At 38.5% G+C, this 22,447-nt stretch carries 18 protein-coding genes; 7 read left to right on the top strand and 11 right to left on the bottom strand.

Annotated features, from left to right (window positions below):
* The 5 genes from ACF8D3_RS07630 to ACF8D3_RS07650 all read left to right on the top strand — a co-directional run.
* Positions 1-735: acetyl-CoA C-acyltransferase (locus tag ACF8D3_RS07630; RefSeq protein ID WP_392470962.1), on the top strand; the 735-nt coding region annotated here is incomplete at its 5' end.
* Positions 736-745: 10 nt separating this feature from the next.
* Positions 746-1,519, top strand: a complete 774-nt coding sequence (gene pcaD / locus ACF8D3_RS07635) for a 3-oxoadipate enol-lactonase (RefSeq protein WP_061392773.1) — start codon at positions 746-748, stop codon at positions 1,517-1,519.
* A 181-nt stretch (positions 1,520-1,700) separates the two neighbouring features.
* Positions 1,701-3,065 (top strand): aromatic acid/H+ symport family MFS transporter, encoded by a 1,365-nt coding sequence (locus tag ACF8D3_RS07640; RefSeq protein ID WP_061392772.1) that lies wholly within the window; start codon positions 1,701-1,703, stop codon positions 3,063-3,065.
* 102 nt (positions 3,066-3,167) lie between these two features.
* Positions 3,168-4,370 carry an OprD family outer membrane porin gene (locus tag ACF8D3_RS07645; protein ID WP_392471076.1) on the top strand — a complete coding sequence of 401 codons (1,203 nt, stop codon included), beginning with the start codon at positions 3,168-3,170 and terminating at the stop codon, positions 4,368-4,370.
* Between the two features lie 177 nt (positions 4,371-4,547).
* Positions 4,548-5,720: an iron-containing alcohol dehydrogenase gene (locus ACF8D3_RS07650; protein WP_007483133.1), complete on the top strand. Its 1,173-nt coding sequence runs from the start codon at positions 4,548-4,550 to the stop codon at positions 5,718-5,720.
* A 214-nt stretch (positions 5,721-5,934) separates the two neighbouring features.
* On the opposite strand, the gene ACF8D3_RS07655 is transcribed toward ACF8D3_RS07650, so the two are convergent.
* Positions 5,935-7,116 carry a transcriptional regulator gene (locus ACF8D3_RS07655; RefSeq protein WP_392470964.1) on the bottom strand — a complete coding sequence of 394 codons (1,182 nt, stop codon included), beginning with the start codon at positions 7,114-7,116 and terminating at the stop codon, positions 5,935-5,937.
* A gap of 139 nt (positions 7,117-7,255) precedes the next feature.
* Here ACF8D3_RS07655 and ACF8D3_RS07660 point away from each other — a divergent pair, with 139 nt between their 5' ends.
* Positions 7,256-8,767 (top strand): aldehyde dehydrogenase family protein, encoded by a 1,512-nt coding sequence (locus tag ACF8D3_RS07660; protein WP_004879686.1) that lies wholly within the window; start codon positions 7,256-7,258, stop codon positions 8,765-8,767.
* A 251-nt stretch (positions 8,768-9,018) separates the two neighbouring features.
* Positions 9,019-9,894, top strand: coding sequence for a bile acid:sodium symporter family protein (locus ACF8D3_RS07665; RefSeq protein ID WP_392470966.1), 876 nt, complete (start codon positions 9,019-9,021; stop codon positions 9,892-9,894).
* A gap of 62 nt (positions 9,895-9,956) precedes the next feature.
* Here ACF8D3_RS07665 and ACF8D3_RS07670 read toward each other — a convergent pair whose 3' ends face one another.
* From ACF8D3_RS07670 to ACF8D3_RS07715, 10 genes are all read right to left on the bottom strand, one after another.
* Positions 9,957-10,964 carry a 2-dehydropantoate 2-reductase gene (locus ACF8D3_RS07670; RefSeq protein ID WP_392470967.1) on the bottom strand — a complete coding sequence of 336 codons (1,008 nt, stop codon included), beginning with the start codon at positions 10,962-10,964 and terminating at the stop codon, positions 9,957-9,959.
* Between the two features lie 140 nt (positions 10,965-11,104).
* A complete protein-coding gene (gene hchA / locus ACF8D3_RS07675; RefSeq protein ID WP_392470968.1) occupies positions 11,105-11,977 on the bottom strand; it encodes a glyoxalase III HchA in 873 nt (290 codons plus the stop codon).
* A gap of 109 nt (positions 11,978-12,086) precedes the next feature.
* The gene (locus ACF8D3_RS07680) at positions 12,087-13,091 is read right to left on the bottom strand and encodes an NAD(P)H-quinone oxidoreductase (RefSeq protein ID WP_023012809.1); all 1,005 of its coding nucleotides are present in this window, start codon (positions 13,089-13,091) and stop codon (positions 12,087-12,089) included.
* A gap of 7 nt (positions 13,092-13,098) precedes the next feature.
* Entirely contained in the window at positions 13,099-13,974 is an 876-nt protein-coding gene (locus ACF8D3_RS07685; protein ID WP_392470971.1) for an AraC family transcriptional regulator N-terminal domain-containing protein, read from the bottom strand.
* A gap of 133 nt (positions 13,975-14,107) precedes the next feature.
* The gene (locus ACF8D3_RS07690; protein WP_004879699.1) at positions 14,108-14,800 is read right to left on the bottom strand and encodes a GntR family transcriptional regulator; all 693 of its coding nucleotides are present in this window, start codon (positions 14,798-14,800) and stop codon (positions 14,108-14,110) included.
* Positions 14,801-14,806: 6 nt separating this feature from the next.
* The gene (uca, locus tag ACF8D3_RS07695) at positions 14,807-18,412 is read right to left on the bottom strand and encodes an urea carboxylase (RefSeq protein ID WP_392470973.1); all 3,606 of its coding nucleotides are present in this window, start codon (positions 18,410-18,412) and stop codon (positions 14,807-14,809) included.
* A 17-nt stretch (positions 18,413-18,429) separates the two neighbouring features.
* The gene (atzF, locus tag ACF8D3_RS07700) at positions 18,430-20,256 is read right to left on the bottom strand and encodes an allophanate hydrolase (RefSeq protein ID WP_392470974.1); all 1,827 of its coding nucleotides are present in this window, start codon (positions 20,254-20,256) and stop codon (positions 18,430-18,432) included.
* A 249-nt stretch (positions 20,257-20,505) separates the two neighbouring features.
* Positions 20,506-20,862 carry a winged helix-turn-helix domain-containing protein gene (locus ACF8D3_RS07705; protein ID WP_392470975.1) on the bottom strand — a complete coding sequence of 119 codons (357 nt, stop codon included), beginning with the start codon at positions 20,860-20,862 and terminating at the stop codon, positions 20,506-20,508.
* A 59-nt stretch (positions 20,863-20,921) separates the two neighbouring features.
* The gene (locus tag ACF8D3_RS07710; protein ID WP_392471077.1) at positions 20,922-22,031 is read right to left on the bottom strand and encodes an S-(hydroxymethyl)glutathione dehydrogenase/class III alcohol dehydrogenase; all 1,110 of its coding nucleotides are present in this window, start codon (positions 22,029-22,031) and stop codon (positions 20,922-20,924) included.
* A 20-nt stretch (positions 22,032-22,051) separates the two neighbouring features.
* A complete protein-coding gene (locus ACF8D3_RS07715) occupies positions 22,052-22,327 on the bottom strand; it encodes a metal/formaldehyde-sensitive transcriptional repressor (protein WP_061524995.1) in 276 nt (91 codons plus the stop codon).
* Positions 22,328-22,447 lie beyond the last annotated feature (120 nt).

The following is a 22,447-nucleotide window of genomic DNA, read 5'->3' on the forward strand; positions in this document are numbered from 1 at the left end:
GACACCATGCCACAAACGGCTGAAAACGTGGCAGAACAATTCAATATCAATCGTGCCGATCAAGACCAGTTTGCCTTGGTGAGCCAACAACGTACTGCAGCAGCGCAAGCCAAAGGCTTTTTTAAACAAGAGATCGTGCCCGTTATCATTCCTCAGCGTAAGGGTGATGCGATTGTGGTGGATAGCGATGAACATCCGCGTGCATCAACCACGATTGAAGCCTTAACCAAACTCAAAGGTGTGGTGAAAGCAGATGGAACAGTGACAGCAGGTAATGCATCAGGGATTAATGATGGTGCAGCAGCACTCTTGATCGCCTCAGATGAAGCGGTTGCTGAATATCAACTAAAACCACGCGCCAAAATTATTGCTGCAACTACGGTGGGTGTTGAACCACGCATTATGGGTTTTGCACCTGCACCTGCGATTAAGAAATTACTGCAACAGACCAATCTGACACTAGAGCAAATGGATGTGATTGAGTTAAACGAAGCCTTTGCAGCTCAGGCATTAGCGGTAACTCGTGATTTAGGTTTAGCAGATGATGATGCACGTATCAATCCGAATGGTGGTGCGATTGCATTAGGTCATCCGTTAGGAGCGTCAGGCACACGCTTAGTCACCACCGCATTGAATCAACTTGAACAGATTCAAGGGCAGTACGCATTGTGTTCAATGTGTATTGGTGTGGGTCAAGGCATTGCGCTCATTATTCAACGTGTTGAACAAGTTTAAGGAGCATTTTATGCCTATTTTTCAATCTCAAGATGCTCAAATCAATTATCAAACTTTTGGTGATCCAAACTCCCCTGCACTTGTATTTTCAAACTCGTTGGGCACAAATTATGGGATGTGGCAAAAGCAGTTTAATTATTTTAAAGAACGCTTTTTTGTAATCTGCTATGACACACGAGGCCATGGTTCTTCTACAGCACCACAAGAATCTTACACATTAGAGCAGCTTGGAAAAGATGTGATTGCTTTGTTAGATCATCTGAATATTTCTAAAGCAGCATTTTGTGGTATTTCAATGGGTGGAATCACAGGACAATGGCTGGCGATTCATTATCCAACACGGTTTAGCCATGTAATCGTTGCTAATACCGCAGCGAAGATTGGACAGGAACAAGCATGGCAAGATCGAGCACAGCTTGTTCGTGAACAAGGTTTACAACCTATTGCAGCCACGGCAGCCTCAAGATGGTTTACCAATCCCTTTATCCAAAGTCACTCAGTAGTTGTAACGAACCTATGTAACGACTTAAGTGCTGGCAGCGCAATAGGTTATGCAAATTGTTGTGAGGCTTTGGCTAAAGCGGATGTTCGCACAGAACTAAAAAAAATCTCTATTCCTATGCTAATTATTGCAGGGACTCAAGATCCTGTAACAACCGTAGCTGACGGAGAGTTTATGCAACAGCAAATTCCAAATGCACTATTAGCAGAAATTAATGCATCGCATATTTCAAATATTGAACTGCCAGATGATTTTAATCAGTTAATAGATAAATTTATTTAATATACCATTTGATATAAAAGCAGGGTTTAAATACTCTGCTTTTTGTCGTTTTTAATTTAAATAGAATAAATATTAATACTTTAATGACATAAAGATATATCAATTAAGTTTTTGACTCGGTGCACATAACAAAATAATTTAGTTACAAAATAACAGATACTTCACAAATTGGAGGTGAAGGATGAATATGTCAAATGTCAATATTAATGAGATTATTGATAATGCTAAATTTAACCCATTCCATTGGAAGGTTTTAATATGGTGTTTATTAATTATTATATTCGATGGTTATGATTTAGTTATTTATGGTGTTGCTCTGCCATTATTAATGCAGCAATGGTCTTTAACTGCTGTGCAAGCAGGCTTATTAGCAAGCGCCGCGCTATTTGGAATGATGTTTGGTGCGATGATTTTCGGCACGATTTCAGATCGTTTAGGCCGAAAGAAAACCATAATGATTTGTGTCGCATTATTCAGTGGCTTCACATTTATTGGTGCATTTGCTGATAACCCTGTCGAATTCGCTATTTTGCGTTTTCTAGCAGGTCTAGGCATTGGCGGTGTTATGCCAAATGTCGTCGCACTCATGACTGAATACGCACCGAAAAAGATTCGTAGCACCTTAGTTGCAATTATGTTTAGTGGATATGCAATCGGTGGTATGACTTCAGCATTATTGGGTGCTTGGTTAGTCAAAGACATGGGTTGGCAGATCATGTTTATTCTTGCTGGTATTCCATTACTGCTCTTGCCTGTTATTTGGAAATTCTTACCCGAATCATTAGCATTTCTAATCAAGTCTGAACATCACGATCAAGCAAAGCAGATCGTCTCGAAACTTGCACCTAATGCTGAAATCAACCAAGAAACTCAACTTGTATTTAATGAAAATATTCACACAGATGCACCTGTACGTGCGTTATTTCAACAAGGTCGAGCATTCAGCACATTTATGTTTTGGATCGCATTTTTTATGTGTCTGCTTATGGTTTATGCGCTGGGTAGCTGGTTACCAAAATTAATGCTGCAAGCGGGTTATTCGCTAGGTGCAAGTATGCTGTTCTTATTTGCCTTAAATATCGGTGGAATGGTTGGTGCGATTGGCGGTGGCGCTTTGGCAGATAAATTCCATTTGAAACCTGTGATTACCGCTATGTTTATCATCGGTGCAGCTTCATTGATTTTATTAGGTTTCAACAGCCCTCAATTCATTCTCTACAGCTTAATTGCACTCGCTGGCGCAGCAACGATTGGTTCTCAAATCTTACTTTATACTTTCGTCGCACAGTTTTATCCAACCACTGTCCGTTCAACAGGTATGGGCTGGGCATCAGGAATTGGTCGTATCGGGGCAATTATTGGGCCAGTCTTAACAGGTGCATTACTTACCTTTGAATTACCACATCAAATGAACTTCTTAGCAATTGCGATTCCCGGTGTAGTTGCTGCATTAGCAATCTTCTTAGTGAATCTTAAAGCTTCTGTCAACGCGACTGAATCAACAAAGAACACCCTTCAACCTCAAACTTCACTTAGCCAACAGTAAAACTTATTGCGCCTAGGATTGGCGCAACTTAACTTTTAAATGGATGATGAAAGAATGCCTATCTTTAAATTAAATCATATTGCTGTAACCACATTTTCCCTGATGGTGAGCTGCTCAAGTATGTCTACATTTGCTGAGAATACAGCTAAAGACGAATGGAAATTTACCTTAAAAAATGCCTATATCAACCGCAATTTTGAAAATGAAAATTTAAAAGATACAGGGAGTTGGTCTCAAGCAGCATCATTATTTTATAATTCAAGAATGGTAGACACTCCGCTTACTATTGCTGATAAGCCGTTAAAGATCGGTGTGGATGCATCCGTTCAATATGCGGTGCGTCTAAGTTCGGATAAGCATGTCGCAGATACCATCCTTCCCTTCGATAGAGAAACTCAGTCTCAAGCACCAGATTATTTAAAGCATGGAGCAACATTAAAACTTGGTTATGATAAAACGTTATTAAGTGTGGGTGAACTTTGGTTAGACCTGCCTGTTACGGCTGTAGATGCAAGTCGTCAGTTGCTTACTTCCTACTGGGGAACGAACTTAAAATCTCAGCTTACTGATCAACTCTATGCAGAAATTGGTCGTGTAGAAAAAGTTTCACCACGAAATGCTGAAGATTTTCAGAAGTTCTCTTTTACCTCAAATGGAAAAACTGAATATTCAGATGGTTTAAACTACATTGATTTACGCTATCAGGTTATGCCTTCTTTAAAAGCTGAATACTATTTTGGCAATATGCAAGATTTGTATAATAAACATTATCTTGGTTTGGATCATAGTTTTAATACAGAAAATTTTACTCTTGGCTCAAAATTTAAATATTTTAATGCAAAAGACGATGGCAATAACTTCAATATTGATGCAAAAAATATAGGTTTATTAGAAACACTAAAAGTAAACAATCATACTTTTGGATTAGGTTATCAACAAATTATTGGTGAATCTGCATATCCTCTACCAGATGGTTTTTTACCTGAAACTTATTTTATTAACTGGAATGCAACGGGTTTCTTTAAAAAGGATGAAAAATCATATCATTTTATCTATGGATATAATTTTAAAGATTATATTCCGGGCTTCAATGCAGCCGTTAAATATGTATATGGCGATAGCTTCAAAACAGCCGATGGTAAAGAAAATAATGAAAGTGAATCTAACATTATTTTAAATTATGCTTTTCAACAACCCTTTCTTAAAGGTTTAGGATTGCAATATATTCGTATTGATTACAATGTGGAACACGGTAATGATTTTGGTGAAGATCGTCTATTTGTGAACTACACAAAGCGGTTCTAATCTCAGCGATATGTTTAATTATGGGTGCTTATAGCACCCATATCTTTATGATTAAAAACAAAATTTCTTTGGTAGGTTTTTGGTAGGTAGGAAATTTTTTAAAGCACTCCATACTAAGTCCAAGGTGCTAGACCACCTGTATAACAAATTATGGAATATGGAAGAAGGAATCACTCCATGGCTTTTAAAAATATTGCAGATCAAACAAACGGTTTTTATATCCCTTGCGTTTCACTTTTTGGTCCCGGCTGTGCTAAAGAGATTGGCATAAAAGCGCAAAACCTTGGTGCAAAGAAAGCACTAATCGTAACAGATGAAGGTCTATTCAAATTTGGCGTAGCAGATACGATTTCAGCATATTTAAAAGATGCTGGTGTAGATAGCCACGTTTTTCCTGGTGCTGAACCAAACCCTACTGACATTAATGTTCATAATGGTGTTAAAGCCTATAACGATAATGGATGTGATTTTATCGTTTCATTAGGTGGCGGTTCATCACACGATTGTGCGAAAGGGATTGGTCTTGTGACTGCTGGCGGCGGACATATTCGTGACTATGAAGGTATCGATAAAAGCACTGTTCCGATGACCCCACTGATTGCTGTAAACACAACTGCTGGAACTGCATCAGAAATGACGCGTTTCTGCATTATTACCAATACTGATACTCACGTAAAAATGGCAATTGTAGATTGGCGTTGTACGCCTTTAATCGCCATCGATGATCCAAAACTTATGGTTGCAAAACCAGCTGGTTTAACCGCTGCAACAGGTATGGATGCATTGACACATGCTGTTGAAGCTTACGTATCAACTGCGGCAAACCCAATTACCGATGCATGCGCTGAAAAAGCAATTACGATGATCAGTCAATGGTTACGTCCTGCTGTCGCCAATGGTGAGAATATCGAAGCTCGTGATGCAATGAGCTATGCACAATATCTTGCTGGTATGGCATTCAACAATGCGTCATTGGGTTATGTTCATGCGATGGCACATCAATTAGGTGGTTTCTACAATCTTCCACATGGTGTATGTAATGCCGTTTTATTACCTCATGTATGTGAATTTAACTTAATTGCTTGCCAAGATCGTTACGCTAAAATTGCTGAGTTAATGGGTGTTAATGTTGACGGTTTCACTGAAACTGAAGCTGCTTTTGCCGCGATTGATGCTATCCGTGAATTATCTTCATCAATTGGAATTCCATCTGGTTTAACTGAGTTAGGTGTTAAGACTGAAGATCTTGCAATCATGTCTGAAAATGCTCAGAAAGATGCATGTATGTTGACTAACCCTCGTAAAGCAACACATGCTCAAGTGGTAGAAATTTTCAAAGCTGCGTTATAACAGTTCCTCTCAAAAGTAAGCCAAAACTCCGAGAAATTGGCTTACTTTTTTGTGGGAATATTAAAAAGGTTATATTCCCACTTTTTTTATTTATAAAAATTATAATGTTAAGAATTATTGTTTCAAAATTCAGTAATTAAGAAACTTCTTCATCATTTTTCAGATTTCATTTCAAGTAATCAGCTTTTACATATCAAATTTTCACGAACTGATTCTAGTAAATATCTTTAAATTTATTCAGAGATGAATGTGCTGGATGGTCTTCTGGCAATAGTTCCATCAAACGTTCTACAGCATCAATTGCTTCTGGGAAATGTGCAACATGCTTCAGTAAAAGATCAGTTTCTTTGGTCTTAAAAATTGCATCACTCAAACGAGACTCCAAACAATCTCGCCATGCGCATAAAAATGGGCTTTCAGTTTTTGAAAGAAAAACACCTTTATACAATTGCAAAGCTGATGCCACATAGCCTGAGTCAAGTGCTTGTTCTGCTGATAAGAAATCTGCTTCAACATCTGCCAATAATCGATATGGTCGAGAACCTAACATTCCCCCTAAAATATCTCTTAATTGCGACATTTCAGCTTTTAAAGTACCAATACTCACCTTGCGTTCACCATAAAGCGCTTGATGAAGATTTTCGAGATTCAATCCGTTTGGACACAATGCTAGGATGACCAAAATCTCGACTTGACGTGGCGTTAAAACTAACGATTTTTGATTAAAAATAATTTGTGGCGTAGCAAACGCACGAATATATAAACGTTGACGTTGTTGCTCAATCAAAGCCGTTTGAATAATTGATGCACAACGCTCAGCGGCTAACATGCCCAAAGTGTTATGCTTTTTCCAAGTCGTAGATAAATCAACCACACCAAGCACTTGTTTGGAATATGGATCAATGATTGGCGCTGCATAACATACCCAATCATGCACAGATTCCATATAATGCTCATTGGAAAATACACAGCTAGATTGTTGTGTTTTCAGTGACAAAGCCAATGCATTTGTCCCTACAACATCTTCAGCCCATTGTCCGCCAGCAATGAAATGGACTTTTTCAGCTGCACTTTGCATTTGTGAACTCGAAGCTGTCCAAATAATCGTACTACCAACATCACCAACCGCAATCACCATTGAAGATTGATCAGCAATATGGCTCAGTTCATTTGAGCAACGTTCTAAAGCCATATCTAAACTGGTTTTATTTTTACTATTTTGGCTCAACAAAGGTGCGGCTAAACGCTCTTTAGGAATAGCAGACGAAGCCGATCTCTGCCATGAGCTAGCAATACTTTGTCCAAGTTTTTCAGCATTTTGCGGCGATAAACTATTTTGTCGTTTTAGCTGATCTACCGACTTACGTTGTTGTAGCAGGTCTTGTTTTGTAAACATTTGTGTATCCCTCACTCATGACCCTGATTTCCAACCTTTCTCCAACCTTCTCATTTATATCCTAATGAAATAGCGTACAAAAGTACCTTATACCAAAGCTGTAGATATTTAAGATCAATTATAAGCAAAGGAATCTAATATGCGTTACATCGATCCTAATCAAGCTGGCTCTAAAGTCCAGTTTAAAGCTCAATATGAAAACTTTATTGGCGGTCAATGGGTAGCTCCTGTAAGAGGAGAATACTTCGATAATGTTTCACCTGTCGATGGCAAAGTGTTTACAAAAATCCCGCGTTCTTCAGTTGAAGACATTGAACTTGCTCTCGATGCGGCACATAAAGCGAAAGCTGAATGGAATAAAAGCTCTCCAACAACACGTTCAAATATTTTATTAAAAATTGCTGATCGTATGGAACAAAACTTGGAATTTCTTGCTGTCGCAGAAACTTGGGACAACGGTAAACCAGTTCGTGAAACTTTGGCAGCTGATATTCCACTGGCAATTGATCACTTCCGTTATTTTGCAGGATGTATTCGTGCACAAGAAGGCGGAATCTCTGAAATTGATGAAGATACAATTGCATACCATTTCCATGAGCCTTTAGGTGTAGTGGGGCAAATCATTCCTTGGAACTTCCCTATCCTTATGGCTGCATGGAAACTTGCACCAGCACTAGCAGCAGGCAACTGTGTGGTATTAAAACCTGCTGAACAAACGCCTGTTGGTATTTTATTAGTACTTGAACTGATTCAAGATATTTTACCTGCTGGTGTACTTAACGTAGTTAATGGTTTTGGTGCAGAAGTTGGGCGTCCACTAGCAACAAACCCACGTATTGCAAAAATTGCCTTTACTGGTTCAACACAAGTTGGCCAATTAATTATGCAGTACGCAACTGAAAATATTATCCCTGTTACATTAGAGCTTGGTGGTAAGTCTCCAAACTTATTCTTTGAAGATGTAATGGATCAAGACGACGACTATCTTGATAAAGCACTTGAAGGTTTTGCAATGTTTGCCTTAAACCAAGGTGAAGTATGTACTTGTCCTTCTCGTGCGCTTGTTCAAGAAAGTATCGCAGATAAGTTTTTAGAAAAAGCCATCGAACGTGTTAAGCGTATTAAATTAGGTCATCCTTTAGATACGGAAACTATGATCGGTGCTCAAGCATCTTTAGAACAACAAGAGAAAATCCTACGTTGTATCAGCACTGGTCGTGAAGAAGGTGCAGAAGTCCTCACGGGTGGTAGTGCTCGTCAAGAAGTAGGTGAAGGTTTTTATATTGAACCGACTGTCTTTAAAGGTCACAACAGCATGCAAATTTTCCAAGAGGAAATTTTCGGACCAGTACTTTCAGTAACAACGTTTAAGGACTTTGACGAAGCGATCAAAATCGCAAATGAAACTATTTATGGTTTAGGTGCAGGTGTCTGGTCACGTTCAGCACATATTTCATATCGTGCTGGTCGTGCAATTGAAGCTGGTCGTGTTTGGACTAACTGCTATCACATTTATCCAGCACATGCAGCTTTTGGTGGATACAAAAAGTCAGGTATTGGTCGTGAAAACCATCGTATGATGTTAGATCATTATCAACAAACTAAAAATCTTTTAGTAAGTTATTCAACTAAACCAGCAGGTTTCTTTTAAAACTTAAAAGGCATTTACTTTTTAGGTAAGTCAATTTAAACCAAGGCAAGTACACAAGCTGTACTTGCCTTTTTATTTTAATCAAAAAGATAAGTAAAAGTATCAGTTGTCGTGTAGTTGACAGATTTTCAAATAAATATATGTTTAAAGTACTAAATCAAATAGATCATTCAAGATTTTTCTTGGTAATGACCAAATCAAATAAAACAGCAATTATTTATCAAAAGAATATGACTTAGGAAAGTACGGTTATGGATTCAGGATTGATCACAATATTTTTGCCTATTGCTTTAGCAATCGTCATGGCAGGTATGGGTTTAGAATTAACACTTAAAGACTTCGCAAGAGTTAGCAAACATCCCAAAGCAGTTTTAATCGCTTTGTTCTGCCAGTTGATTCTATTGGTGGGTATTGCTTTTTTAATTTGCAAAATATTAGCACTTCCCCCACTTTTAGCAGTGGGATTAATGCTGTTGGCAGCTTCACCGGGAGGAACAACCGCCAATTTATTTAGCTATTTATATAAAGGTGATATCGCACTGAATATTACTTTAACTGCAATAAATGCAATTATTGCAGCCGTTTTTCTGCCTTTTATTGTGAACTTTTCAATCTTGCATTTCATGAATGAAGGCCAGCAAGTCGGTCTACAATTCACTAAGGTTTTACAAGTTTTTTTGATTATTTTAGTGCCTGTATGTATTGGGATGATTATTCGTCACTATGCGCCACAAATTGCTGAGAAGCTAAATCGTCCTGTCCGAATCTTCGCGGTAGTATTTCTCGTAATTATTATTTTAGGTGCGATTATTAAAGAGCGAAATAATTTAATTGATTATCTTGGCCAGATTGGTCTTGCAACAGCACTATTCTGCGCGATCAGTCTTATGGTTGGATATTTTGTACCACGTATTATGGGTATTAGCTCATATCAAGCACGAGCATGTGCATTTGAAATTGGTATTCATAACAGTACTTTAGCAATGACTATTGCGCTTACAATTATGGCAAGTACCACCATTGCTATGCCAGCAGCAGTGTATTCAATATTCATGTATATTTTTGCGACTATATTTGGAATATTGATTACTAAATTTGGCTCTAAAGAAGCTGTAATAGCCCAATAAACATACAATATTAATCTAAATATAAGCGTATATAAGTTATACGCTTTTTTATGCGAAAGCGATTATAGAGACATTAACTCTGATTTAAGCTCTACTCCTGACCATGCTTTTGATTGTATTGTTGATTCAGCTTGTTTAATCAACTCAATTAACTTCTGATTAATCGGAGCTTTTAAACTTAGCTGTTCTGCTAGTTTTACAACTTCGCCATTAATCCAGTCAATTTCTGTTTTCTTTCCAGAGAGTAAGTCATCAGCCATTGATGATCTTGCATAGGGATCAATTTCCAACATTTTCCTACTGACAAGATTAAAAATAGGATTTGGTAATTTCAAAATATTTGGAACGAAGCGAGCTGGTATGGTGGTTAACTGGGCGGGTTTTATTTTTGCTATTTTTAGCAAGTTTAATGCTTCTAGCTGGGCCATTGCTAAACACTGTCGATACTCACGAATAGAGAGTTGTTCTTTTAATGGTAATTGTGATAATGCATTAATTGAATTATTTAGATTTAGTAGTAATTTTGCCCATTGAATCGCTTGCATGTCTTGTTCTAATTTTATTGCTAAATGTGCCTGCTGAAAGGCTTGGATTAATTCAGTTAAACCATCATTTTTCTTAACAGATAAAGTTCCTTCAGTACCTTGATGAAATACACCATTTCCAAGAGTTGCAACGTTAAAAGGCACCATACCCTCTAGCACTGTATGACCATCTAGAAACTGTTTTAAGACACCTACATTGCTTAAACCATTTTGGAAACTAATAATAATGGTTCTTTTCTTTAAAATCATATTTAACTCAGCTGCAACTTGTTGAGTTGCTGCTGATTTTACGCAAACAAAAATGATGTCTGCCTGATTAGCAACATCCGCCGAATCGTATAACTGAAGCGCATCCACTGAAATTGTTTGTCTTCGTCCTAAATAATCTGAGACAGTCAGACCGTGATGTTGAAGTTGCTGTTTTACTGAAGGACGAACGATAAAATCGACATCAACTCCTACCGCAGCCAATCGCCCACCTAGATAACAACCAATACTCCCTGCACCGTAAATACATACTTTCATTCATTTCCCTTCGGCTTCTAATTTCCAACTTTTATTAATTTAAACAATTTTTATTGGTCAGTTTGTCATTTACTTTACAAAGTTTTAATTTTCATAAAAAAGCCCAACACTAAGTTGAGCTTTTTACTATGTAGTATTCATTAAAGATTTGGATCAGCCAATAACGTTGTTGCAGCAAGCTTACCTAAATTATTGGACGCTAGCGGACTATCTCCCGTTAAAAGCTTTCGATCTTTATGTACCTGACCTGTAATCCCTTTATTCAAAATCTTGACGCCTAACTTTTCAAGGTTTTCACCAACTAACCAAGGAAGCTGTCCTGGCATATAACCAATATCAATGTTTGCCCCTTTATCTAAAGCATCAGGGAATACACAAACCTGATAATCTTTGAAGATAAAATCCTCTGGTGCTTCACCTAGAGCAGCGGCGAGTAAAGATGCAGGACCATGACACAAAGTAATCACATATTTATCATGATCCATTGCCCACTTTAATAATGCTTTTACTTCTGTGCTATGTGGTATTTTTGCCAGTACACCATGACCGCCTGGAATAAATACGCCTGCATATGGCGAATCAACACTTAATGCTTTTTCTAAAACATCAGCAAGTTTAAGCGGTGCTTTTAATTGCTTTTCATACTTTTTATAAGTATCCAACACAACTTGCTCTTCATTTGGCATTGCCCACATTTCCAGTTTTACAGGATTTCCAGAAAGTGTAGCAATATCAAATTCAAAACCTGCATTATCTAAATGAAACATTGGCAATAACATTTCTACAGGATGATTTCCTGTTGAAAAGAATTTCTCATTTTGCATCAAGATATAGCGTTCATCCGTTGCAATCATTAAGATTTTTTTATTGCCTTCATATGGAGTAGGATAAGTTGTGCCGTCATAATCTGTTTTGGCTGAAGTATATTGACTAAGTGAATACGGAGACGGGAAAAAAGCATTATCTTCAGCAAGATCTGGAGTTGGATTACGATCATCTAAATTTGTAGTCATTTTGAGATTCCTCATCACATGTTTTGTTTAAACACATACTGCTTAAAGCCTTCGCCATGCTCAAGTTTTGAATATAAACAGGCATGGAATGAACATAATTAGGCATAAACTAAGATTTAAGTTCTAATACCACTTTACCAATATGTTGGCTGCTCTCAAGGCACTGATGTGCCTGAGCAACGTCTTCAAAAGCAAATGTTTTATAAATAATTGGTTTACATTGCCCTGCTTCAATCAATGGCCAAACAAATTGCTCAAGCTCTCGAGTAATTTTTGCTTTTTCATCATTTGTTCTGGCTCGCATGGTCGATCCTGTCACGACAGCTCGTTTCAACATTAACTCTTGAATATCAAAACCATCTACTTTTCGACCACCCATAAAGCCAATAATGACCAATCGACCATCACGTTTTAACAATCGCAAGTTCTGATTGAAATAAGCTGCTCCAATGATATCGAGAATGACATCAACCCCTTTTCCATCAGTTAATGCTAAAACTTCCTTTTCAAAATCTTGGGTTTTGTAATTGATAACATTTGACATAGAAGCCAATTTTTCGACTTTATCATCATGTCCAACTGTAGAATAAGATTGAATACCCATCGCATGACATAGACTAATTGCTGTTGAGCCAATTCCGCTTGCTCCACCATGAATAAGCACTGTTTCATTCTTTTTTAAATGACCGATCTGAAATAAATTTGCCCAAACTGTAAAATAAGTTTCTGGAATAGCGGCTGCTTCTACAAAACTTAAATTTTTGGGCATTGTTAAGGTTTGATTAGCGGGTACTGCACAATATTCTGCATAACCACCGCCATTGGTAAGTGCACAGACTTTGTCACCAACTTTAAAGTTTTCTACTTCCGAACCAACTTCGACAATAACACCTGCAACTTCTAAACCGGGAATTAAAGTTACGCCTTTAGGCATTGGGTAAAGTCCTTGCCGCTGTAAAATATCTGGTCGATTTATACCCGTTGCATAAACTTCAATTAATACTTCATCTTCTTTAATCTCAGGTTTCTCACCCTGTACAACTTTTAGAACTTCAGGACCGCCTGCTTCAGTAATTTCGATATATTGCATTTGTTCTCTACTATTCTGATTCATGATTTAATCATTCCTTATCTATATTTACTTCAGTCTGATTAGGAGAAAAACCAAACTGCTTTTTAAACTCTCGACTAAATTGAGAAGAACTTTGATAACCAACAGCATAAGCGGCTTGGGCAACACTTTGGTCTGCGTTTTGCAACAATTGTTTTGCCTTATGCAACCGAACAACTTTTAAATATTGTAGTGGTGAATGTTGAGTAACTTGTTTAAATGCTTTGTGAAAGGCAGATGTACTCATATTTGCTTGTTCAGCAAGCATTTCAACTGTCAATTTTTCAGTAAAATGATGTTGAATATATTCACAAATCTTATAAATAGGTCTTAGATTTCCCTGTACAACAAGCCCCTTTAAAGCATCTGCCCCAGAGTGTTGAATAACTCGATATAACAGCTCACGCTTAATTTGATCTCCGAGAATTAATATGTCTTGTTCGGAAGTTAAGGTATTTAATAGTCTCAAAAGTACAGATGAAATTGTTTCATCGTATTGAATGACACTCATCCCAGTTGTGAGTGGGGTAAATTGATAATTCTCAAAATAAGTTTTAGCAAGCAATTCATTCACGGTATCGGCATCTAACTTCATGCTAACAGCAATCATCGGCTGTTCTGAACTTGCAATCGTGTCACAATCGAATGGCATTGAAACAGATACGATTAAGCATTCACCTTGTTCAAATGAATAAGTCTCTTTTGCTATATATCCGCGCTTTTTACCTTGTAAAACGAAAACAAGCGTTGGTTCTTGCAATACTGAAATTGGAGGTGTGTTGTGATCTACGCGCATCAGCGTAATACCATCAATCGCTGTAACAAAGAAGCCCTCTTTACGGACCAGTTTAAGGAATAAAGGAATGAGCTGTTGTTGATTCATCATAGGTGATCTGATGATTTCGAATTTGGTTTTTATTATTAAATAGTAAAACAACAGAAACTGATAGTTTTATGCAGAATTAGGCATAACAAAAACAGTTTCCATAAAAATAAATCTTTTTGAAAATTGGAAAAGTTTAATAAAACTGACTCGAATCCAACATCTGCAAGGTAATCTTTTTGACTTCATCACGGCTTTGCATGATGTGCGCTTCGATTGCATTGATCGCTTCATCGACTTTTCGATTAAAGATAAAACCTAAAATTTTTTGATGCTCCTGATATGTGGCTTCAACACGATAATCTTTGGAAAAATCTAAGCGACGAATGATACGAATGCGTTCACTCAAGTCTCGATGAATCCGTGCCATTTCATTATTTCCAGAAGCACGAACTAAAGCACAATGAAAATCTTCATCTTGCTGAGAAAGTTGCTTGATATCTTTCAAATATTGGCTTGGTTCAACCATCCAAAAATCTTTTAAAACAGACAGTTCAACCGAGTTTTGATGATCGATATAACAAAGTTTTCGAATAGCATCTTTTTCTAACACAATTCGCACATCATAAAGTTCTTCGTAATAACGAAAATTCAGCGGTCGGATTTGCCAACCGCTGCGAAAACTCACATCAACATAGCCTTCCTGTTGCAAACGATACAATGCTTGTCGGATTGGGGTACGACTCACATCATAGGCTTTTGCAACTTCGGACTCAGTAAAGCGTTCACCGGGCATCAATTTGAAATCGAAGATATCATTCTTGATGCGTTGGTAAACCAGCTCAGACAAGCTGTCTGAGCCTTTAGTTGTTATTTTTGTCTCTTTCATTGGCACCTATTCCATATACACCAACGGTTCACCGCTGTGAACAGTTTGCCCTGCGCGACAAATAATTGCTTTCACTATGCCATCTTCCTCAGCATACACAGGGAGTTCCATTTTCATTGCTTCAATAATAGCAACAGTTTCACCTTTTTTAACCTCTTGCCCACTTTCTACAAAAATTTTCCAGATATTGCCTGTCATAGAAGCATTAAGTGAGGAAAGATGGCTGTAATCCACGTCATTTGGAAGTTCAATTTGTTCTTCTGCCTGAGTTGAGAACTCTTCTTTCCAACGACTGACTTCCGTTGTAAATGCATGTTGTTGTTTCTCTTTAAATGCAGCGATACTCTCTGCTTCATTTTCCAAGAAGTTTACATAAGCGGCATAATCAAATTCAGTCTCTTCAATTTTGATTTCAGCACGGCCATTTTCAAAATCTGCGCGCCATTGATTCAGCTCATCCTCAGTGACTGGGAAATATTTAATTTGGTCAAAGAATTTTAAAAACCATTGCTTGTCACCAAACTGTTTATTTTTCTTAAACTTATTCCAAATTGGCAGAGTACGTCCAACCAATTGATAACCACCGGGTGAATCCATACCGTAAATACACATGTACATCCCACCAATACCCACAGTGCCTTCAGCCGTAAAAGTACGCGCAGGATTGTATTTTGAGCTCAATAAACGATGGCGTGGATCGATGGGTACAGCACATGGCGCAGTTAAATACACATCGCCTAAACCCAAAATTAAATAATTGGCATCAAAGATAATATCTTTGACTTCATCACGATGTGCTAAACCATTAATGCGTTGGATGAAATCGACGTTATTTGGCAACCAAGGTGCTTTGGCACATACGCTTTCTTGATAACGTTCAACAGCTCCTAGTGTTGCACTATCTTCAAATGCCATAGGTAAATGAACGATACGAGATGGGATTTTAAGGTTACTCAAATCGCCCATTTCTGCTTCAAGCTGAAGAAGTTTGCTAATTAAATCAGCTTGTGGAATCACGAGACCATCATATTTGATTTGTAGTGAACGCACACCGGGAGACAGTTCCAATACCCCTGCAATGTCAGCATCACAAATCATTTGAATCAATTGATGTACGCGTAATCGCAATGCTAAATCCAGAACATTTTCACCGTATTCAAGCAAGATATAACTATCACCTGCTTGGCGATAAACTGTTTTTGGGGAAACGTCTGTTTCATCACGTTGCGCTAAAATGGTGGTACTGACATTTTCAGTGGGTTCAATAATTTCAGCAGCATTTTCAGCGTTTGCAAAGTTTTCAATATTGGCTTTTTGCTTAAGCTCAAGCGCATTTGCTTGCTCAACTGACATCGGATAAAAACGAATTTTATCATCTGCTTTGAGCTGTCCGACTTTCCACAGTTCTGCTTTAGCAATGGTGACTGGACAAACAAAACCGCCTAAGCTTGGGCCGTCTTTTGCCAAAATGACAGGAAAATCACCCGTAAAGTTGATCGCACCAATGGCATATTCACAGTCATGCACATTGGATGGATGTAGACCTGCCTCACCGCCATTTTCTCGTGCCCAGCTTGGTGTAGGGCCAGAAAGACGGACACCTAAACGGTTTGAGTTAAAATGTACTGTCCATTCAGATGCAAAAAATTCTTCTATATATTCAGGTTTAAAGAAATCAGGTGCGCCGTGCGGGCCATATAAAACACCGATTTCCCATTCATTGCCATATTCAGGAATTAAATCAGTCGATAATGCTTGTGGTGTATCAATTGCAACAGGTAGCTCGACACTGGCGAATGCAGGATCAACTAACTTGATCATGTCACCAACGCGTAAAGTACGCCCTGCATGACCACCAAAATTACCCAGTGCAAATGTTGATCGACTACCTAAATACAATGGAACATCTAAACCATCACGTACAGCTAAGTAAGTACGGCAACCTGATTCAACTTGTCCAATTTTTAAAGTTTGACCTGCTTTAACTGTAATGGGTTTCCAAAAATCAATTTCAGTTTCATCCAGCAATACCTTACAGCTTGCGCCGGTGAGTGCAATCGTTGTATTTGCGTGAAACTTTAATGTTGGCCCGACAAGGGTAAATTCAAAACCTGCGGCTTTTGCATCATTACCTACAATTCGATTGGCAAGCTGAAATGCATAATCATCCATTGGACCTGATGGTGGTACACCAATATCCCAATATCCTGTACGACCCGGATAATCTTGGATCGAACTCAAAGTACCTGCTTGTACGACTTCAATCACATTCGGTGCATAGTTAAAATCATCGAGCATCCGTGTCCAGATTTGCATACTTTCAAAACGCTCATCCGACACAATGGCACGAGCATAATCTAGGTTGGTGCTGATGCCATTTAAGCGAGTTTCAGCCAATACTGTTTTTAACTTTTCAATTGCAGCTGCACGATCATCTGCATGGACAATAATTTTGGCGATCATTGGATCAAAATATTGCGATATTTCTGTTCCCGTTTTCACCCATGTATCAACACGAATATCTTCTGGGAATGCAACTTCGGTCAAAACACCCGGACTTGGCTGGAAGTTTTTCGCTGGGTCTTCGGCATAAATACGAACTTCAATTGCAGCACCTTGCGGCTGAATATTGCTTAAATAATTCCAGTCCAATTCATCGCCAGCAGCAACTTTCAACATACATTCAATTAAATCTAAGCCTGTCACCATTTCAGTCACAGGGTGTTCAACTTGTAAACGTGTATTGACTTCCAGAAAATAGAATTCATCACGTTTTGCATCATAAATGAACTCAACTGTACCCGCGCTGCGGTAGTTTACAGATTGTCCGAGTTCCACCGCCGCCTGATGCAATTTTTTGCGGGTTGCTTCTGGTAGATTTGCAGCAGGTGTTTCTTCGACTACCTTTTGGTTACGTCGTTGCAATGAACAATCTCGTTCACCAAATGCAACCACTTGACCTTGACCATCACCAAAAATTTGAACTTCGACATGGCGTGCTTTATCAATAAAGCATTCAATAAATACACCTGCATCTTTAAAGAACTGTTCACCTAAGCGTTTTACACTTTCATAGGCATCCGTTAATGCTTGTGGAGTATCGCAACGTGTTAAACCAATACCACCACCACCAGCAGTACTTTTTAACATGATCGGATAACCAATTCGATCAGCCGCAGCCAAAGCCTCTTGCAAACTATCCAGCAATCCTGTTCCCGGTGTCATCGGCACATTTGCAGCGGCCGCCAACTCACGCGCACGATGCTTTAACCCAAACTCTAAAATTTGCTCCGCCGTTGGCCCCATAAAAGCAATATTATTTTCTTCACATGCGCGTGAAAAATCAGCGCTTTCAGACAAGAAACCGTAGCCGGGAAAAATTGCTTCTGCGCCTGTTTGTTTCGCAGCTTGTATCAGCTTTTCAATACACAAATAGGTATCAGCGGGTTTCAAACCCTCTAAAGCAACAGCAATATCAGCATCTTCAACATGCTGCGCGTAACGATCACTGTCTGAATATACAGCTACACTGGTAATGCCTAATTTTTTAAGTGTTCGAATTGCTCTAACAGCAATTTCACCACGGTTTGCAATAAGTACAGTTTTAAACATGATGATTCCCCAAAAAATTAAAGTGTTGTATTTGCAGTTTGGCTATTGCGGTACTGGATGTAAGCTCTCCAACCGCCAAAGTGACTAATATTCTCCGCATCACCTAAGCCATAAGGCTCACAGATAAAGCCTTTCACCCAACGACCATCTTCTAGTTCGACATTCCCCATGCCTAAAGGTGTTGGTATTTCTGCTACAAATTCGCCAAAACGCGCTGTTGGCACATCCCACAATTCAACGATAATGCTTTGACCATCTTCTTGACGTGCTAAGCCCGGTTTAGGCGGAATCGTTCCATTGAGTGCGTAAAGCGCATAATTCTTAGAGGTTTTTGTGGTTTCCACATGAACTGCATCACGTGTGGTGAGTTGGAAATTCAGTGGCATGCCCGTTAGATGCGCACCGACCACAGCAACGCGAATATGATGTGGAGAAATAACAGTCGAGCTATTTGACGGTACACTTTTGTCTAAAGCACCTAATTTCAGCGCTAAATAGTTTTGCCAAGCTTTACCAAAATGCGCGAGCGCAGCATCGTACCAAGCAGGTGCAATCAAGGTAATGCCAAAGGGTAAATGATCTGCTCTAAAGCCTGCGGGTAAAGCCAATGCGCTTAAATCAGCAAGATTGGTAAAGTTGGTATACGTTCCAAAATGTGCGTTGTACTCGATCGGATGCTGCTGTACTTGTTCAATGGTATAAATCGTCGGTGTTGTTGGTACGATTAAGGCATCAAATTCAGCCAATGTTTCTTGAATTTTTCGTGCTAAATCTTGTTTTAAATATTCAGCATTGTATGCATCGATCGCCGTATATTTTTCACCTTGTTGAATGATTTCTAAAACAGTTGGATCAAAATCATCAGCATTGGTTTTGATTAAGGCTTCAACGGCTGCTGTGCGTTCCGCAACCCATGAGCCTTGATAAAGTTGAGCAGCAAGTTTTTCAAAATCTGAGAAATCAATGTTTGTGATTTCAGCATTCAGTGATTCAAGCAGTTGAATTGTTTTTTGAAATGCAGTTTCTGCTTGAATATCACCAAAAAAGTTAAGTTGTACTGGCACAGCAAATTTCATTTTGTTCGAAAAGCGTGCTGGAACATTTTTAGGATGTTTTCTTGAATAGCTATCGAGTGCATCGTATGCCTCAACAACATTGGCGACAAGCTCAGCATCGCTCACAGTCAATGCGAAGATTGAAATACAATCCAGCGTTTTGCATGCAGGCAATAAACCACGATTAGAAAAACGGCCTTTGGTTGGTTTCAATCCAACAATGTTGTTAAATCCCGCTGGAACACGACCAGAGCCAGCCGTATCAGTTCCTAAAGCAAAAGGAACAAAGCCTCTTGCAACAACACTTGCTGAACCTGAACTTGAACCACCGCTCACATATTCAGATTTAAAGGTATTTGGCACTGCACCAAATGGAGAGCGTGTTCCAACAAGACCTGTTGCAAATTGATCGAGGTTGGTTTTCCCAATCACAATCGCACCTGCTTGTTTGAGCAAACGAACTGTCTCAGCATCTTGGTCGGCAATTTGAGTCAAAGCTTTACATGCTGCTGTCGTCACAAAGCCTGTAACATCAATATTGTCTTTAACTGCAAACGGGACGCCATATAATGGAAATTGTTTTTGTAAGTCTTCAGCGTTTTGAGTTAAAGCGTTCAGTGCTTGGATCTGTTGTTCAATTAAATCTGTACTTGCTACTGAAATCCACGCACAATCTTGTGGATCAATTGCCGTCACTAATTCTTTCAAGTTATCTAACTGGATTTCATTTTTTAAATAAGCTGTTTGCCATTCAGAAACTGTCCAGCCTAAAGTTTTTATCTCACGCACTTTATGAATCCTATCTTGTATACAAGTTTGAATTAATAAATGCAGAAAGTATGCCAACCTTATTTTTACTATAAAAAATAGTAATTTATCGTTATTTCATAATTTTCATCAAAAATTTTTGCTTTGCGATGATACGAAAAAGAGCTTCTATGAATTTTGCTTGCTCCATAATCCAGCAAATTAAAAAGGCATAAGCAAATTTGCTTCTAAACTGTGCATTATTATTTTTATAAATCTTCAATATCTGGGTTATTCTGTTCGTTTTAATAAACCTGACAATTCATCAAAATCCTGTTGGATCGCTTGCGCAGCTTGATTCTCCATTATTCTAAATTTTTTTAAGACCGTTTGACCGAATTCAGTTACGACTGCACCACCACCATGCGTTCCGCCCGTTTGAGTCTCAACGAGTGTTGAGTCGAAACATTGGTTCATGGTATCTACAAGCTGCCATGCGCGTCGATAACTCATGTTCATTGACTTTGCTGCTTGAGAAATAGAACCTGTTCGTTGAATTGCTTCTAATAAATCAGCTTTACCTGGACCAAATGCAATCTCATCATTAGAAAATATTCGGACATGTAGTTTTAAACGAGGTTTTGACATTAATTTAAACCCAAAGAATAGATGACACATTGCGCATCATCTATTTTAAATAATACGGTTTAGAAATGAATCACTGTACGAATCGATTTACCTTCGTGCATTAAGTCAAATGCTTCATTGATATTTTCCAATGGCATAGTATGCGTTACGAATGGTTCAAGTTGAATTTCACCCTTCATTGCATCTTCAACCATTTTTGGCAATTGTGTACGTCCTTTAACGCCACCAAATGCTGTACCCATCCATTTACGGCCAGTCACTAACTGAAATGGACGTGTTGAGATTTCTTGGCCAGCACCAGCAACACCGATAATCACAGATTGCCCCCAACCACGATGTGCGCATTCTAAAGCTGAACGCATAACGTTGGTATTTCCGATACATTCAAATGAATGATCTACTCCCCAACCTGTCATTTCAACAATCACTTGTTGAATTGGTTGATCATAATCTTTTGGATTTAGGCAATCAGTCGCGCCAAACTGTTTTGCAAGTTCAAACTTTTCAGGATTAGTGTCAACTACAATAATTCGTCCTGCTTTGGCTTGACGGGCACCTTGCACAACCGCAAGACCGATACCGCCCAAACCAAATACAGCAACACTATCACCCTCTTGTACTTTAGCTGTGTTGTGTACCGCACCAATACCTGTCGTTACACCACAGCCCAACAAACATACTTGTTCATGATTGGCTTCTGGATTGATTTTGGCCAAAGATACTTCAGCAACAACCGTATATTCACTAAAAGTAGAACAGCCCATGTAGTGATAGATCGGTTGACCATTATAAGAAAAGCGTGTTGTACCATCAGGCATCACACCTTTACCTTGAGTTGCGCGTACAGCAACACAAAGGTTAGTTTTACCTGACTTACAGAATAAACACTCTTTACACTCTGCCGTATATAGTGGAATAACATGGTCACCAACAGTAACACTGGTTACACCTTCACCGACCTGCACAACGACACCCGCACCTTCATGTCCCAATACAGCTGGAAAAACACCTTCTGGATCATCACCAGATAAAGTAAAAGCATCCGTATGGCATACCCCAGTATGGCTAATCTTAATGAGGACTTCACCTGCTTTAGGTGGTTCAACATCAAGTTCTACGATTTGTAATGGTTCACCAGCGGCAAAAGCAACAGCTGCACGAGATTTAATCACGATGATACTCCTGAATTTTACTTTAAATAAGATTTAAGAATTTTACTGACCTGAGTTAGCTCTTGACTGCGTTGCAACTCCGAAGATTCACCGACAACCAATGTATCTTTTAAATGAATTTCGAGAAGTTCAGTCATCAAACCATTTATAGCACCACGAACTGCACAGATTTGCTGCAAAATATCAGCACACTCTGCATCATTTTCCAAAGCTCGCTCGACACTTTGAACTTGACCTTGGATTCTTCTTACGCGTGTGAGAATCTTTTTTTTATCCTCTATCTGTTTAGGCATAATGTCGACCACATTAAATCTAAAAATATACTATACACCAGTATAGTACTTTATCTCAATATTTATTGATTTATATAATTTAATATTCTATTTATTTAGCTTTAACAACCTTATTTAGTT

Origin of the sequence: Acinetobacter sp. YQ_14 (genome assembly GCF_043102985.1) — a bacterium.
GTDB lineage: Bacteria > Pseudomonadota > Gammaproteobacteria > Pseudomonadales > Moraxellaceae > Acinetobacter > Acinetobacter venetianus.